The organism is Paenibacillus sp. FSL K6-1330 (genome assembly GCF_037976825.1).
In the GTDB taxonomy this organism is placed as follows: domain Bacteria; phylum Bacillota; class Bacilli; order Paenibacillales; family Paenibacillaceae; genus Paenibacillus_AQ.
Genome location: NZ_CP150269.1, coordinates 2,600,599 through 2,616,854, shown reverse-complemented (window position 1 = coordinate 2,616,854; position 16,256 = coordinate 2,600,599). Strand labels below are relative to the sequence as shown.

12 protein-coding genes are annotated in these 16,256 nt (G+C 51.1%); 2 read left to right on the top strand and 10 right to left on the bottom strand.

The features are described from left to right. Positions 1 to 69: 69 nt before the first annotated feature. Entirely contained in the window at positions 70 to 579 is a 510-nt protein-coding gene (locus NYE54_RS11745; protein WP_076320827.1) for a Crp/Fnr family transcriptional regulator, read from the bottom strand. A 181-nt stretch (positions 580 to 760) separates the two neighbouring features. Here NYE54_RS11745 and NYE54_RS11740 point away from each other — a divergent pair, with 181 nt between their 5' ends. After that, positions 761 to 1,147, top strand: coding sequence for a hypothetical protein (locus NYE54_RS11740; RefSeq protein WP_339272079.1), 387 nt, complete (start codon positions 761 to 763; stop codon positions 1,145 to 1,147). Positions 1,148 to 1,176: 29 nt separating this feature from the next. After that, positions 1,177 to 3,324, top strand: a complete 2,148-nt coding sequence (locus tag NYE54_RS11735; RefSeq protein ID WP_339272078.1) for a YhgE/Pip domain-containing protein — start codon at positions 1,177 to 1,179, stop codon at positions 3,322 to 3,324. A gap of 203 nt (positions 3,325 to 3,527) precedes the next feature. Here the strand turns inward: NYE54_RS11735 and NYE54_RS11730 are convergent, their stop codons facing one another. The 9 genes from NYE54_RS11730 to NYE54_RS11690 form a co-directional block, all read right to left on the bottom strand. Continuing rightward, positions 3,528 to 4,616, bottom strand: a complete 1,089-nt coding sequence (locus NYE54_RS11730) for a glycosyl hydrolase family 18 protein (RefSeq protein WP_339272077.1) — start codon at positions 4,614 to 4,616, stop codon at positions 3,528 to 3,530. Between the two features lie 29 nt (positions 4,617 to 4,645). After that, complete coding sequence (locus NYE54_RS11725; RefSeq protein WP_339272076.1) at positions 4,646 to 6,403, bottom strand: polysaccharide deacetylase family protein; 1,758 nt, start codon at positions 6,401 to 6,403, stop codon at positions 4,646 to 4,648. A gap of 32 nt (positions 6,404 to 6,435) precedes the next feature. Further along, positions 6,436 to 8,307: a glycosyltransferase gene (locus tag NYE54_RS11720; RefSeq protein WP_339272075.1), complete on the bottom strand. Its 1,872-nt coding sequence runs from the start codon at positions 8,305 to 8,307 to the stop codon at positions 6,436 to 6,438. A 19-nt stretch (positions 8,308 to 8,326) separates the two neighbouring features. Further along, the gene (locus tag NYE54_RS11715; protein ID WP_339272074.1) at positions 8,327 to 9,640 is read right to left on the bottom strand and encodes a nucleotide sugar dehydrogenase; all 1,314 of its coding nucleotides are present in this window, start codon (positions 9,638 to 9,640) and stop codon (positions 8,327 to 8,329) included. A gap of 1 nt (position 9,641) precedes the next feature. Beyond that, complete coding sequence (locus NYE54_RS11710) at positions 9,642 to 11,129, bottom strand: polysaccharide deacetylase family protein (RefSeq protein WP_339272073.1); 1,488 nt, start codon at positions 11,127 to 11,129, stop codon at positions 9,642 to 9,644. Positions 11,130 to 11,553: 424 nt separating this feature from the next. Beyond that, positions 11,554 to 12,462: a hypothetical protein gene (locus NYE54_RS11705; protein WP_339272072.1), complete on the bottom strand. Its 909-nt coding sequence runs from the start codon at positions 12,460 to 12,462 to the stop codon at positions 11,554 to 11,556. Between the two features lie 17 nt (positions 12,463 to 12,479). Next, positions 12,480 to 13,841, bottom strand: coding sequence for a nucleotide sugar dehydrogenase (locus tag NYE54_RS11700; protein ID WP_339272071.1), 1,362 nt, complete (start codon positions 13,839 to 13,841; stop codon positions 12,480 to 12,482). A 176-nt stretch (positions 13,842 to 14,017) separates the two neighbouring features. After that, entirely contained in the window at positions 14,018 to 14,824 is an 807-nt protein-coding gene (locus tag NYE54_RS11695; protein ID WP_098742905.1) for a response regulator transcription factor, read from the bottom strand. Between the two features lie 61 nt (positions 14,825 to 14,885). Then, positions 14,886 to 16,253, bottom strand: coding sequence for a glycosyltransferase (locus NYE54_RS11690; RefSeq protein WP_244878917.1), 1,368 nt, complete (start codon positions 16,251 to 16,253; stop codon positions 14,886 to 14,888). Between the last annotated feature and the right edge of the window lie 3 nt (positions 16,254 to 16,256).

Below are 16,256 nucleotides of genomic sequence, written 5' to 3'. Positions count from 1 at the left end.
GTTGAACAAGATTATTCTGCGAAGAAGTTCCTATGTATCCTGCCCCGTTTATATCGTTCGTAATTCGGACTAGATGTGCTTGCCCTGTTCCCGCAGCAGCCGGTTTACCGTTTCTCTTCTCACGCCGATCAGCTGTCCGATCTCTTCCTGAGTCAGATACTCGGTCAAGTGTATTCCCTGTGAATACTCATCCAGCCACTGGATCAGCAGTTCAAGCCGCTCCGCAGGCCCTCCTACCGTCAAGTGATCCAGCCTCATCTGCATGAACCGCACCTTTTCCTGCAGCAATCTGGCGACCTCGAGCGGTTTCTGCGGATCCTCCTCGAGCTGGCGGTACCAAGCTTCAGCCGATATGAGCTCCACTTCGCTCTGGATCAGAGCGATCGCCGTTCCATGTGTCTCCTTCGGGCTGATCAACGAATGATGCGGCACCGTTTCACCAGGATATAAAATATTGAAAAGCACCATATTGCCGTTCGGATGGAGACGGGTCACCTTGAACAATCCGCTCCGGATGTGATATAGATGGTCCCCGCTATCCCCTTGCCTGAACAATATTTCGCCTTTATGAAGAATCATTAATGAATCGCCTCCTGATGAATGCAGTTATCAGGAGTGTAAACGATATGCCGCCATGAATCCACTGGGATCAATAAACAATTGCCAATATTTAATGGTTGCACGCCGTATATTGTTGGCATACCATGTGTATGATAGAACATATGTTCTTATGTATTTCATGTCTTAGGATGTGTCTCTTATGATGAAGCCTTCCACGCCTCCTCCGCCTTCACTAGAAGACGAAGCCCTGATCCGAGATTATGTGCTGCATCACTTCATTCAGTCTGTTCTCGAGCGGGATATTCAAATTCTCAAGACCCTTACACTCAAAATGGCTGACCTCTATATCTTAAATCTGCAGCTAATTAAAAAAGAAGATTCGGATCATGCCTGGATCATGCAGCAGCAGATGAGGCGGCGCGGCATCCGGATTCATAGCCAGAGCCGTACAGCCGCGGAAGGGCTGCAGGTTCAGTATTTGTGTCGCGGATATGAATGCAGTCTTCTCTGCGAATGGCACTCCCTGAAGGAAGAGATAAAGGATCGGCTCGTTTCGTATCTTGGCACGGACTTTGCGGCATACTAGCACCAACTACGTACAAGATAGGAGCCCGCATGAAGAATATCTTTCACATATATTCTGCCGATATCCATAGAATCATCCGTAATTGGGCTGCAGGAGTCATCATTACCGGGCTTGCTATTCTTCCTTCTCTGTATGCCTGGTTTAACATTGAGGCCTCATGGGATCCCTATGGCCAGACCTCCGGTGTATCTATTGCGGTTGCCAACCTGGATAAAGGCACCACTCTTCGCGACCAGCCCATTAACCTGGGTAAAGAAATCGTGGAGTCCCTCCATCAAAATGAGAAGCTGGGGTGGCGGTTTACGGAGGATAGTGAGAACGCCATTCAGGGTGTACGGCACGGTGATGATTATGCCGCCATCATTATTCCGGAGAACTTCTCTGCCCGGATCGGCACCGTGCTGAGCAATGAGCCTGTCAAAGCTCAGATCCTCTATTATACAAACGAGAAAATCAACGCCATTTCTCCCAAAGTGACGGCCAAGGGCGCATCCGGTGTTGTAGAGGAAATCAGCAAAAACTTCATCAAAACCGCCAACGGCACCATCTTCGAGATTTTCAACACACTCGGGATTGAGATCGAGAACCAGCTCCCGGCCATCAATAAAGTACGAAATCTTCTGTTCCGGCTTGAAAAAAGCTTTCCGGAGCTCAATGAAGCGGTGGGCACAGCCGCAAAGGATATTAAGCTGGCCAACCGATTGGTTCAGCAAGCTGGCACCGCTCTGCCTCGCCTTGAAGAAATCGCCACGGACGGCAAGGCTATGGCTGGTGCGCTGGCGGAGTTCGCGAATGAGGCCGCTGGTGCCTCGAAATCGCTGGAGCCTGCTCTGCGTCAGGACTTGGAGGTACTGGCTGCAACCACCGGAGCACTCTCGCAAGTGCTGGACGCTCTAGGACAAGCCGACATCGACCCGAAGGAGCTTGCCAGCCGCCTGAACGCTGCGCAGGAACGCGCCAAGACAGCAGCGCAAGCCGCGACCCGGCTGGGTCAATTGTTCAAGCGACTGGGCTCGATCTCCCCGGCGGCAGCTGCAGGGGCGGCTAAGCTTGAGGATATTGCCGCACGATGGACCTCAGCCCAAACCGTGCTCCAAACCATAGCGCAAGCCGTGGAACGGGGAGAAGAAACACCTGCAGATGCCATCGATAAGCTGAAGAAGCTAAACGATGACATTACGGGACTAACCAACACGGTGTTAAGCCGATACGATACGGAGATCGGTCCAGCGATAAGCAAATCCTTCACCAAGGGCGCGGGCACGGCCAAGCGTGTTCAGCATGAGCTGACCCAGGCGCTTGCCAGCGTCCCCGACATTCAGCATTTGCTCAAAGATGCCCAGAAAGGGCTCAAGGTAGGCGGCGAAGAAGTACAGCTGGCCCAAAGCCGTCTGCCGGAGGCCGAGCTTCGAATTACACAGCTGGCGAATCGGCTGCGTGAGATGGAAGCTGCAGGGGATATCCAAGAGGTTATCGATTTGCTTCAAAATAATTTCGAGCTCGAAAGCCAGTTTTTTGCCGAGCCTGTTACGTTGGAAGAGAATCGACTCTACCCTATCCCGAACTACGGGTCCGCCATGTCTCCCTTCTTCACGACGTTATCCTTGTGGGTAGGTGCCCTGCTGCTTGTTTCCCTGCTCTCCGTTGAGGTTCATGATGAAGAGAGAAGCTTCCGCAGCATCGAGGTTTACTTCGGACGCTATTTAACCTTTTTGACCATTGCCCTGTTCCAAGCGCTATTCGTTACCCTGGGTGATATCTATTTGCTGGGAACCTATGTGGTGAATCCGGGCTGGTTCATCTTGTTTGCGCTGCTGATTAGCACCATCTTCATGCTGATTGTATATACGCTGGTGTCCGTATTCGGTAATGTCGGAAAAGCGATGGCCATCGTACTGCTCGTGCTGCAGCTTGCAGGCGCAGGCGGAACGTTTCCGATCCAGATGACACCGCCGTTCTTCCAAGCATTGCATCCGTATCTGCCATTCACCTACGCCATCAGCATGATGAGGGAAGCCGTTGGTGGCATTCTATGGGATATTGTCGTCCGGGATGTCCTGTTCATGCTGATCTTCGCGGCAATTGCGCTGATGATCGGGATTGCACTCAAGAAGCCGATCAACCGGGCCAGCGGCGGTCTCGTCCGCAAAGCGAAAGCCTCGAAGCTCATCCATTAATTTGTACATCGTGCGCACTGCTCCTTGTGCACACGATGCGTTGTTCGGGGCATGCTTGGATGGCTGGTCGGCCATCTTAGCCTCCTTTCGGTCCGTATACTCACACAGAAAGACTATTTGACTACAACATGAGTCATTTTACGCAAAAGGACACCCCGAGCGGCTTCTTGAAGCCATGGGATGTCCTTTCTTTTCGTATACATTCACTTATGTTGGGATTGCTGATGATAAGCTTTCAACTGTTGCAACGTATCCTCTTCCATATCCCCAAGCCGCCAGATCGCAATCTTCGATATACCCGCGTCTCTCGCCGTATCCATCCAGCCGGCAATGGTCATTCCATCTGCATACCATACGGTATGGCCGAAACCTTGGTCGTCCGTATATTCAAAATACAGGGCACCGCTTGACGGGTCCCGCTTCGGATTGTCCGAGATGGAATGCGCCAGTTCCACCGCACGCTTTTCCGTTAAAGACACAACCTTGCCGTTATTAGCCCAGTCAAACCCGCCAACCGACAATGCGATGGCATGGTCTCCCGGAATCCCCTGCAGTTTATCTGCCAGCTTCCTTATCATGGCGTGATCCGCCTTTGGCCCCGGTCCGCTATGCCCTCCGTACAAGTTATATGCCATCAGGACATAATCAGGACCTGCGGGCAACAGCTCAAAGGATGACTGGGATATCCCCGGCTCCAGCACGATTCGAAGAGAGAAACCCTCCGCTTGTAAACGTTCATACAGCTCCTTGTACAGAGTGGAAAGATTCGCCCAATCTTCCTTGCGTACCTTCTCGTAATCCAGTTCCACACCGCTAAAGCCATGCTGGGATACCACAGCCAGAATATGCCCGATATGCAGGCTGCGGCTTTCCGGAGTAGCCACGATCCGGGAGATGAGCTCTGGATCCTTCTGGTCCGCCGTCCCATCGGTATCAAAGCGATCGTTTACGATGGTCAGTACCCGGCGAAGCTGTTTCCCTTTCCGGGAAATCTCCAGAAACTCAGGCAGCCCCTCCCGAAAATCCGAAGTAAAATGGAGTTCATCTTTATGATTGAAGTAAGCTGCAAAAAAATGAATTTCTTCAAACTCACTACCAAGCTGCTTCAGATCCGTAATGCCCGTCCTCCACTGCCAATCCGTAATCCAGGCAGACAGCTTCACTCCCGTTTGCGGTAACTGAACCTGCAGCGCTTTCTCCTGCTCTTCGGTGCGCAGCCACCAGAAAGAGACAGCAGCACACAAAGCCATCAGGACCAGAGCTCCTGCCCATTTCCTCCTGCGATTCTTCATTCTTGTTCACGTCCTACGCCATCCGAATTTTAAAAAGTCTCCACAGCCCAGTCAACCGCCCGGCTCAAACTTCTCTGCACGCCTGTCAGGACACCGGTCAGTCCGGACGGCTTGTTCGTAAACAGCAGCTTCATATCACCGCTCGCAGGCTCGGATTTAATGGTGACATCTTCAAAAACAGCGTCATAAATATCATCTTTCTCATTCTGCTCATGATATTGCGATTCAAACGCCACGCCCCCTGCACCAATCGAAACATCCACAGACTGCTGATCCAGAATCAACTGTTGATCGACACTCACGGACAGGGAATGGCCTTTCACCGAAATCTCCAGCCAACGGTTGCCAAGTATGTTGACCGGATACTCATTCTCATCATCCCGGTCTCCGGACTGCGTCTGCTCCTTGGTATATACCGATGCCTTATCGAATTGCAGGTCCTCTTCCCCCCACTCGACCTTCGGCAAGGTATAGGTGAACAGCTCCTCGGGTGCTTGACCCGCTCTCTTCTGTTCTACCACCACGTTATTGTTCTCCAGAAGAAGCCTTAAGTAAGAGCCCTTCGTCCGGTCGTAACGGACATAGATGGACTGCCGTCCTACAACATTACCGAGTGCCTTCGCCGAGACGGTTATGTCAGACTCTTCGCTGCCCTTCAAATAAACGATCCCTGCCTGGGCCGGAGGCGATGTGATCACGAAACGGTTATCCGCAAATTCAGCCGCTCCGCCAAGCAGCTCCCACTTATCGGCCTGCTGCTTGTCCCCTCGCACAAACTGCATAGGTTGTCTTTGGTCCTTGTGCAGCTTCATCAACAGGTGATTGGTAGACCAGTAAGGAGCAGGCTGGACTCGAGTCAGATTATAAAGATCGCTATCCTTCGAATTGAAGGCCATTCCTTCCCGGTTGAAATTCATCCCAAACAACTGCCGAATCTGCTCCGTATTGGCATTGGCTACAAGCTGATTCATGCCTCCGCCCAGCGCATTGGCGTGCATGATCATATACGTGCCTGGAACGTAACCAAGCGCTTTCGTGTAAACCTTATTCATCGCTTCATAGTCCGCTTGGATCCGTTCTTCCATCTCCGCGCGGTTCTCGAGCGGAATCATATTCTCGTCACGTATGAAATCCATCAAATAGTGGTTGTAATACTCCACGTTGGATTTGCTGGTCAGTTCGCTTTCGTCCTTAACGCCGATATAACGGCCTTCATGATCAAAAATATTAATATAAGTCAGCCGGTTGCCGTTGGTCCCAAGCTCCCAATAACCGGTGCGGGTCATCTTCAGCATATCCTTCGGCTGCAGAAATTTCCGTTCACTGTTGCCCATTTTGTTGGCATAGGACAGGAAGGTGGCCTTATAGTTGTATTTCTCCAGAAGCGGCTGCGCAAACAGCGCGGAGTCATTCCGTCCGTCTTCAAAGGACAGGTACAGCGCTTTATCCGGCAGCTTCTTGCCATTACGATAATAATCCATAATATCTTGCTGCGAAATCGTAGTGTAGCCCTGTTCATATAAAGCCCTCAGCTGGGCGTCCAGCTGGCTCTTGGATACGAGCTTGGATGTCCCGGTGCGACCGACTCCAAAATAGGATAGCGCAATAAAGCCCTGATCCTGACGCCAGGCTGATTTGTCCGGCTCCTTATAGGTGCGAAAATCGAAAATTGCATTCGCCAGCAGGACGACAACTACGGCCAATACAACAACCTGTGCCGTAACTTTGATGATTTTGCGGCGATTTTTTCGCTGAACATTGAGGGCTGCATTTCGTTTTTTACCCATTTGTCATCCTCACTTCAACCGCTTTGACACGATCAGAACGGTAATCCGAATTTTTTGCCTTTGCGCTTGCGAGCTTCCTTCTTCTCTCTCGCTTCAATATCTTGCGGCGTTTCCCGGGTCCCCCATGTCGACTTCCAGAAGGTAAACCAGGCCACCGGCATCTGCCATAACAGGACAAATTCATAGAACAGACAGAACACGAAGCCGAACACCCAGAGCCTGCTCTTGCGAAACAGCAGGTGGGCAAGACTCATCAGCAGCGCCATCAGCAGCAAGCCCATCAGGAAAGTCCCTGGGAAAATGCCATGAACGATCGGCACGTACATCAAGTTATAGGCAACCACGACAGGCGCGGCAATCGGCACGATCAGGCCTATGTAGAAAAACAATGCCATAAACGGCTCTTTGCGCCAAATAAAACTTCCGGCCCGGAGCGACTCGCGCAGCCAGGAGCGCTTCCAGCGCATCTGCTGCTTCAGGAACACCTTCATCTGTGAAGGGACAATTGTCGAGCATATGGCGGAATCCTGGTAACCGGTACGATGTGTTTTCAAAATAAAGTTTGTCATGCTTCGGTCATCCCCGAAGGTGGCGGGTCTGCCCAAAAACTTCTGGTTCAGCCAGGCGTCCGCATGCTGCATGATGAGCTCTTTCCGATAGCAGGATAACGGGCCCGACAGGCAGGTCACGCTGTCAAACCAAGACTCTGCCGCTTTCATGATCCGGAATGCAATATAATAACGGACCGTCTGCAGCTTCGTCATGTTATTGGTATATTTATTCTCGACGTCCGTTCGGCCGGCAACGCCACCCATCTTAGGGTCCTGAAAAGGCTGAACGAGGTGGCGAATCGCCATCGGGTCCAGAAAGCTGTCGGAATCCACGAAGACCACCAAATCATGCTTCGCCATCTCCACACCTTTGACAAGCGCGACCCGCTTGCCCGCATTCTCCGGCAGCACCGTATAGGACAAGCGTTCGCGGGTAGCGTAACGCTCCGCCTCGGAGTGAATCACTTCAATCATATCCTTGATCTGCTGTACCGATTGGTCTGTCGATCGGTCATCAACGACAATGACCTCCAGCTTATCTACCGGATAGTCCTGATTAATACAGCTGAGAATCGTACGTTTGATCCAATCCGCTTCATTGAAGCAGGGGATGATAATCGAAACCCCCGGTGTATAATCCGGATTGATCGGCACATCGCGATATAACGCCCCGAACAGGTAGCGTGTCAGCAGAAACAGAGCTGCGATTAAGCTGTACAAATACAGCACCATGTTGTATTTGAAATAAATAATGCTCTCGGCCCGCATCAGTATGATGAAGAGCACCGCCATGAACATCAAGGCGCTGGCAGAATACACGGAATAGCCCCATCGTTTGCGCTGAAAATATTCCGTCAGCGGCTTCTCAAATTCTAAGGCCAGCATATGCTCTTCACCGGATTCTGCCGAATTCGTGGCCCGACGAACGACGCTTGCATCCATCCTTACGGCCGATTCGAAACCCTCGGGCATGGAGCCCGGCGGGATACGGAATCGGGCCTTCACTGTGTCACCCACTTCAAGGCCAGAAGCGTCGTCCGGCAGCCTGAGCAGCAGGCCGGTGGCCGAAATATCGGCAGCCTGTCCCTTAATTCCTGCTTTTTTCTTTTTCCCCTTGGGAACGATCCATACTTCGAATTCCGCTTCATAACGCAAGCTGAGCATACGCAGCTTATTTAAATATTCAGAGCTGGACACATCATCCCCAGGCTGCTGTGCTCGGTTGCCTCTTCGGTCCGCGTTCAAACGGATCTGCTCCGGATCGGGTACATAGGAAAGAGTACGTCTATCTGTACGCGGAACCGCAAGAACTTCCTTGGTGATCTTCGGTTGCTTTCTTTTTATAATCCTCATTGCTTTCTCCCATCGTTATCTACAAACTCCAATAATGAAAGCCATTCGCTTCATATTCGGTTTTTGGATAAGCTCCCTTCACGTCGATCAGAAGCTTCGCCTCTGCAGAGCTAAACATGTCCTTGAATTCGGCAACCCCAAGCTGCTTGAACTCCCGGTGAGCAACAGCGACCACCGCAATCTGGATGTCTCTCAGTTCACTCATGTCCGACAGCTCGATACCATATTCCTCATATGCCTGATGTCGGTCCACGTGCGGGTCCGCCACCATCGGCTGGATCCCGTAGTCCTGCAGCTCCCGGATAATATCGATGACCTTGGAGTTGCGGATATCCCGGCAGTCCTCCTTAAAGGCCAGACCCATTACCGCCACCTTCGCCCTCATCAGATCAATACCATGGCGAACCGCAAGTTTAATGACATGCTGGGCGATGTATTTCCCCATTCCATCATTGATATGCCGCCCGGCCAAAATAATCTTGGAATGATATCCCGTATCCTCGGCCTTATATGTCAGATAATAAGGATCAATTCCGATGCAATGCCCGCCAACGAGCCCCGGCCGGAACGGGAGGAAATTCCACTTCGTCTCCGCCGCCCGCAGCACGGCATTCGTATCGATATCCATCTGATTGAACAGCATGGAGAGCTCGTTCATGAAGGCGATATTGATATCGCGCTGGGCATTCTCGATAACCTTGGCCGCTTCCGCAACCCGGATGCTTTCCGCCCGATGGACCCCCGCATCAATGATCAGCTCATATAGACTGGCAACCGTTTCCAGCGCCTCCGGATCATTGCCGGACACAATTTTCACGATGGTCTCGAGCCGGTGCACCTGGTCTCCGGGATTGATCCGTTCCGGGGAATACCCCACCTTGAAATCTTCGCCCAGGCGCAGGCCGGACTCCTCTTCGAGAATCGGAATGCACACTTCCTCCGTAACGCCCGGATATACCGTTGACTCATACACAACAACCGCTCCCCGGGTCAATGCGCGGCCGACCAACCGGCTGGCATTGCGCACGAATTTCAGGTCCGGGACATTTCCGCTTTTCACGGGTGTCGGAACGGCCACAATAAAGCAGCGAGCCTCCTTAAGCTTGTCCGGATCCGAAGTGAAGGCAGCCGTGCAGTTCGTAAGCAAAGCATCTCCGATCTCACCGGTAGCATCGAATCCGCTGCGATACTGCTGCACCTTGGCCTCGCTCAGATCGAAGCCGATGACATCCAGCTTTCTTGAGAATGCGACCGCCAGCGGCAGGCCTACATATCCAAGACCGACGACCGCCAGTCTGTCTACGCGGTCCAGCATATTTTCATATAATTCCATATTATTCCATCTCCATTGCGGCTTTGTCCTGCAGCTGCATCATGTCCGCCATTTTTACAAACGTATTTCCTTTATTCTTCAGCCCTTCCAGCACACTTGGCAGAGCTTCAATGGTATGAATGTCATCCAGCATATGCAGCAAAATGACGCTTCCCCGTTGTGTCTTTGTCATTACCCCGTTCACAATATCGTCGGCACTATTGGAAACATCCCAATCCAGCGTCGTCACATCATACATCGCAATGACCGGGTAACCGGTAGCCGCCAGCGCTTTGGCCCGTTCATCATCAACCACGCCGGTCGGCGGACGAAACAGCATGACAGGCTGCTGCTGTATGGCCTCCGTAATGACCTGGTGGGCCTTGACGACATCCTTCTGTAGCTCTTCGGGCGTTAGCGATGTCACGACGGGATGACTGTAGGAATGATTAGCCACATCATGTCCGCCTTCCACCATCGCCCGCGCCAAATTCGGGTTGCTTTCCACTCCTTTGGCCCGCAGGAAGAAGGTGGCTTTCACGTCATGCTCCGCCAAAATATCAAGGATGCGGGTAACCGTTTTATCACTACCGAAATCATCAAACGTCAGGGCAATTTCTTTTTTGTTCGTATTGACTTTATAAACCAGTTCATATTTCGCCTGTTCATAATCCGGGTTCATTCTCGCAGCGTCGTATCCCGGAATTAACTCGAGCGGTTTTCGCTCGCCGCCATTTCGCACCAGCTCATCCAGCGTGACCAATCGATATCCGATATCGTCCACTGCCTGGGCGATGTATTTAATAGAAGATATCACTTCCGGATTGACGTCGGTATTCATGGAAATAATGCCGCCTCTGGAGATGAACCTGGTCACATACTCTCCAATCTCTTCAGCACTCTGCATGTTGCGGTCCTTAGGATTGATGTTATAACTTACAACAGCCTTCATCCCGAGATGCGCGGCTGCCAGTGGCACTTCTTCCGGATAATCGCCGGAGCGTGTCCGAACATAGCGGGGCTGGACGCCCGTTTCCCGCTCAATGACATCGTTCGCAAGCTTGATCTCCTTATAGATCTGATCGTAATCAAGCTGATTCATATCGAGCTGATTGAGCGTATTGTTCTCAATTTCATGACCTCTGGACAAAATGGCATCCGCGATGTCCGGTTCCTCCGCCACTCGGATGCCCGGAAGAAAGAAGGTCGCCTTGATTCCGTACGCATCCAGCTCATCGATCAGGGCCATCATGGTCGCTTTATCGCCCATGCCGTTAAAGGTAAGCGCTAATTCTTTCTTGGCCGTATAAACAAACGGGATTTCCCTACTCTTCTCTCCTGTATACCGTTCTACTTTTTGAACAGCCGCTGTCGAACCGCCCGCTTCATCGCCGGGAGCTTGCTTACCTCCAAAAAGACCGCAACCACCCAATAACGCCAGGGTTAACAACAGTCCGGTCATTCTGGTAAGTATGTATAACTTTCGGGTTTTACTAGAATCTCTTTTCATCTGTATACTCCTTTTAAATTTCAAACAGGGTTTTTCTTAAAGCCCTTCCTGAATAAACCAATAGAATATATCACCAACGTATCATAATTGCTATAACTTTTTTGAAAAATTCATAGATTTTCATCATTTTCATATCTTTGAATTACAATAACGAACCCCGGTCGTCCAGCTTATGTAATCCGTTGTCCCATGTTTTTTCAAAACCGACTCTTACCCCTTGCCGCTTGATGATTCACATTATAGAATTCAGTTCTATACAATTTCTAAACAATTTCCGATTCAACCGGGGCCTCATCTTCTATCAGACAAAAAAATACCTCCGAAAGTCTATAAAGACCTTCGAAGGTATGTTGAATAGTGAATGATTCATGTTGTTCATGCTGTTACCATTTAACCTGGAAATCGTAATGAAATCTCATGCAAATCAAGGCTCTTCCCCAGCCATCGCGGTTCGTTTATGAACCCAAGCTTGGTAGTGATGGACGGCCATTCCCGCAAAGGAGGAATGGTCGCTGCCAAGTTTGGCGGCACGCAGGGCTTCGTCCTCCATCTCCTGTTCGCTCTTGGCAAAGAAGGTCAGATGCTCGCCTTCCTCCGTATCTCCGAGCTCCATGCCGATCCAGACGGACTTGCCGAGTTCATCCGCCTGCTCCAGCTCTTCCTTGGACAACTCATACATCTGCTCCCCGCTGTCCCGGTACGCCATCACGGCAATCGCGTCCGTATTCTGGATCATCCAGCGGCTGAACGAGTCGGCATCCGCGCCCCGAGGTCCGGGTATCGAGTCCAGCCAGAATGGAACGGCGGCACTGAACGAGAGCCCCTGACGCTTCGCCTCCTGCACCCAAACCTCCATGTTCGCGCTCCATTCTTCCACCACCTGTGCCTGTTCGCGGCCCCATCTCCGGAGCACATAAGGCTCGACATCAAACTGCACGCCCTCGAATTTCTCCTCAGGCGCAGCCGTACGATTGTACGCTTCCAGCCAGGTCAGCAGCTCCATCCCTTTTCGCCGGCCTTCTTCATAAGCCCAATCCGGCTGACCGTTCAAGGCGTGAACACTGATGCCCTGCTGATGTGCTGCGGCCACAAAATGGCGGTACTCCTCGTCCGTCACCTCTTGTTGAATCTGCAAAAAGATCGTTGTAATGCCTTCCCTGCCGCTAAAGGCTACAATCTCCTCCGTTTCACTTCGGATCAGACTTGCATCCCACAGCCATGTAGCCTTGTTCTGATTCACCTTGCCTGACGGGAGAAGAAAAAGGATCAGCAGCAAAAGACAGATGCCGGCAACCAGGATGATCCACTTCGCTTTTGCGTGTATAGGCCTCATTCTTCTCGTCCATTTCATTAGATCAAGACAGCCTCACCCGGCTCAGCTACATGCTGAACAGAATGGCCGATCTTGTAAATATGAGGTTCGGCGAATGCTTTAAATGCATTTCGCGTATCTAAGATCGGCACGCCGGTCGAAGCGATTGAATGATAATCCAGATTGCTGTGGTTTGTAATGAGGACGATGCAATCGTAACGGCTGAATTTCGCAAGATCATACTCCACGCTGTGAATCGTCCCGCCTTGCTTATCCACAAAACTGTGGGCATACGGATCGTAATAATCCACATAGGCACCATTTTCCTTGAACTGTTCATATACTTCAAGACCCGGAGACTCACGCAAATCGCTGATATCCGGTTTGTAAGCCATGCCTAACAGCAGGATATTGGAGCGCTTGATCGATTTGGCATATTCATTCAGAATCGTAGCCGTCTTGTTGATCACGTAGTAAGGCATATTATCGTTGGTGGACTGTGCCAGCTCAATGAATTTGCTATAGAAGCGAAAACCCTTGGCCTTCCAGGACAGATACATGGGATCCAGCGGGATGCAATGGCCGCCGATGCCCGGTCCCGGATAGAACGGCATGAATCCGAACGGCTTGGTTGCCGCTGCATTGATCACTTCCCATACATCAATGCCCATGCGGTCACACATCATGGCCATCTCGTTGACAAAGGCAATATTCACGCTGCGGAACGTATTCTCCAACAGCTTGGACATTTCCGCCACTTTCGGGTTGCTGACGGGTACCACCGTCTCCACGTATTGCTTGTACAACGCTTCGCCCAGCTTTAGGCAGGCTTCCGTCGTTCCGCCGATGACCTTCGGCGTATTCCGTGTATTGAACCGGCTGTTGGAGGGATCGACCCGTTCCGGCGAGAAGCACAAATAAAAGTTTTGGCCAACCTTATAACCGAGCTTCTCAATCGGCTGTTGAATCAGCTCCTCCGTGGTTCCCGGATAAGTCGTGCTTTCCAGCGTAATTAACAGATTAGGCTTCATAAAGCGCTTGAGCTGATCGACTACCATTGTAATGTAGGAAGTATCCGGGTCCTGATTCTCACTGAGCGGCGTTGGCACGCAGATGCTGACCGCGTCAATCACAGCAATCATGCTGTAATCCGTTGTCGGCTTAAAGCGTCCGGTTTCCATGCATGCCGCAAGCTCTTCGGACGAGATGTCCGTAATATAGGACTCGCCGCGGTAAATCCGGTCAATTTTGTCAGAATCCAGATCGATACCGATGACCGTGAATCCCTGTTTTACCATTTCTACAGCCAGCGGCAATCCTACATAGCCCAGTCCCACAACACCCAGAACGGCTTTCTTATTCTCAATGGCACTCAATAAAGTTTCATATTCCTCATTCACAAGTATTCAACCTCCATCGGATGTATAGTCTATTTGTCTATTTCTTTTGCCCATTCGCCAAAAGACAGACCTCGTTTTGTTGAACTCTCTCCTTGCGATTAAAGAACCTCTCAGCTCAAGTAATCACGTATCATTCATCAATTCTGATCAAACTAAAAGCGTTAATAACGATGTGTTTAATGAAGGCAGCGGCGGATGCGGGCATCCAGCTCCACCGGCGAGAACGGTTTGGTTACGTAATCATCCACCCCGTTTTGGAAGCATTGGCTGATCGTTTGCTCCACACGTTTTTCGGTTAATACCACAATTTTCGGCGGTTCCTTCACATCCAGCTGCTGGATATGATGAATGAAAGGCAGTCCATCGATGCCATGCAGATTGAGCTCGGTCAGCACAAGATCCGGCTCCCATTTCGGGATAAGATCCAGTGCCTCCAGACCATCTACCGCTTCAAGTGTTTCATAACCTTGCATGGTCAAGCGGATCTGTAAAAACTCCCTCACCGTGGCATCTTGATCCACGATGAGAATGCGGTTTTGACCGCTGTCTGCTTCCTCCTGCGTAAATATATGAATATCCGAAGAGGTGCTGAGCTTGGCCGCTTCCGCCATCTGCTTCAGCGTCAACGCTGACGGCGCTTCGGTAAGCGCTGCAAGCGTAATACGCGGATCTGCTTGCTCCAAACGGCCTTGCAGATGCTGCTTCAGGAGCAGCGCCTGATAATGGGCGGCATCCAGCGAATATCCAGGCAAGGTAACAGCCAATACACCGGTATTGGTGTCTTGCAGTACCTCACCATTCACGCCGGACAACTGGTCCACAAAGTTTTGAACCTCCGCCAGCCCAGCCTCCGTCTCGGACGGATTGCCTGCACAGTACAGAAACAGCAATGCTGTCCCATGGCTATGGTTTCTCACTTCCTCCTCCAGGCGGCCGTAAAAATCAACGGCCTGCACGCGTTGCAATGTTGCGGATTGAGACATAACTGTAGGTCCCACCTCTCTTTATATTTTGATGCTGTTACATATGAACCGGGCCTTGAAGTCAGGCAGCCTTGTTCTTATCTTTCCAGCTCTGCCGGGTCATGGTACCCCATGAATTGTTGTTTTGCAGATATTGAATATGCCCCTGCACTCTCCACAGCACACCTAACTGGTGGTAACCCACGAATTTGAGTGCCGAGAAGAGGAGCATCTTCACCAGATCGGACAATTTGGTATACCGGCGGAAGGCCATCTCCTCCAGGATGAGAGCGCCCACGCTGAGCAGGTACCCACTTAAAAAATTGACGAGTCCAAACACGACCAGCACATGCCAATTTGTCATATCCAGCAAAACATATCCAAGCAGAGCCAGAAGGCCCGTAATTCTGAAGTAAGGGTTTAGCGCTTCAAAAATAACGTTGTAGGGCATCGTCAACAAGCCCATGACTTTATATTTCGGATTGAACACCATATCGCGGTTCTCGATCATGTTCTTCAAGTTTCCCCGTCCCCAGCGCTTGCGCTGATTGGACAAAATATTGTAGCTGTCCGGCGCTTGCGTCCAGCACACCGCTTCCGGGCAAAAGGAAACGCGATATTTGATTTTATTTTCCAGCATATAGCGGTGCAGCTTGATAATGATGTTCATATCTTCCCCGGGGTAACCTCCCCGATAGCCGCCCACCGCAATGACATAATCTTTGCGGAACAAGCCGAAGGCTCCCGATACGATGATGAGTCCGTTGAAATGACTCCACCCGATTCGTCCTCCCAGGAAAGCTTTCATATATTCGATTGATTGGAACATCGGCCATATCCGGCGCGGCAAGGATACGTCCTTAACCTCTCCGTTCTCAATCACGCAGCCATTGGCGATTCGAACATCCCCGCCGATGGCCACCGTTTCCTCGGGATTCTCCATATACATGCGGGCCATCCGAATCAGCGCATCCTTCTCCAGCAATGAATCGGCATCGATGGAAGAAATCAGCGGATAACGGGACAGGTTAATGCCCGCGTTCAATGAATCCGCCTTACCGCCGTTCTCTTTGTCAATGAGGTAAAGCTGCGGGTACTGCGGATTATAATAAATGCCGCGAACCTTGTTCGTATTGATGTTGCCGCGGACCTCCGGATTGGGCAGCAGTGTCAAACCGTACTCCTCAATCAGCACCTTCAGCGTCTCGTCGGAGGATCCGTCATTGATGACGATGACCTCGTAGGTTGGATAGTTCAGCGTCATCAGACAGCGGACATTCTCCGCAATGGTCAGCTCTTCGTTATAGGCCGGAACCAGCAAAGATACCGATGGAACCAGTTCCGAACCCGAGAGCGTATTGTATTTGGAATACGTCGCGCGTCTGAAAATATCTTTAATATTTCTGAAAGAAAACATCAGAATTACAAAATAAAGCGCGCTAACGATCATGAC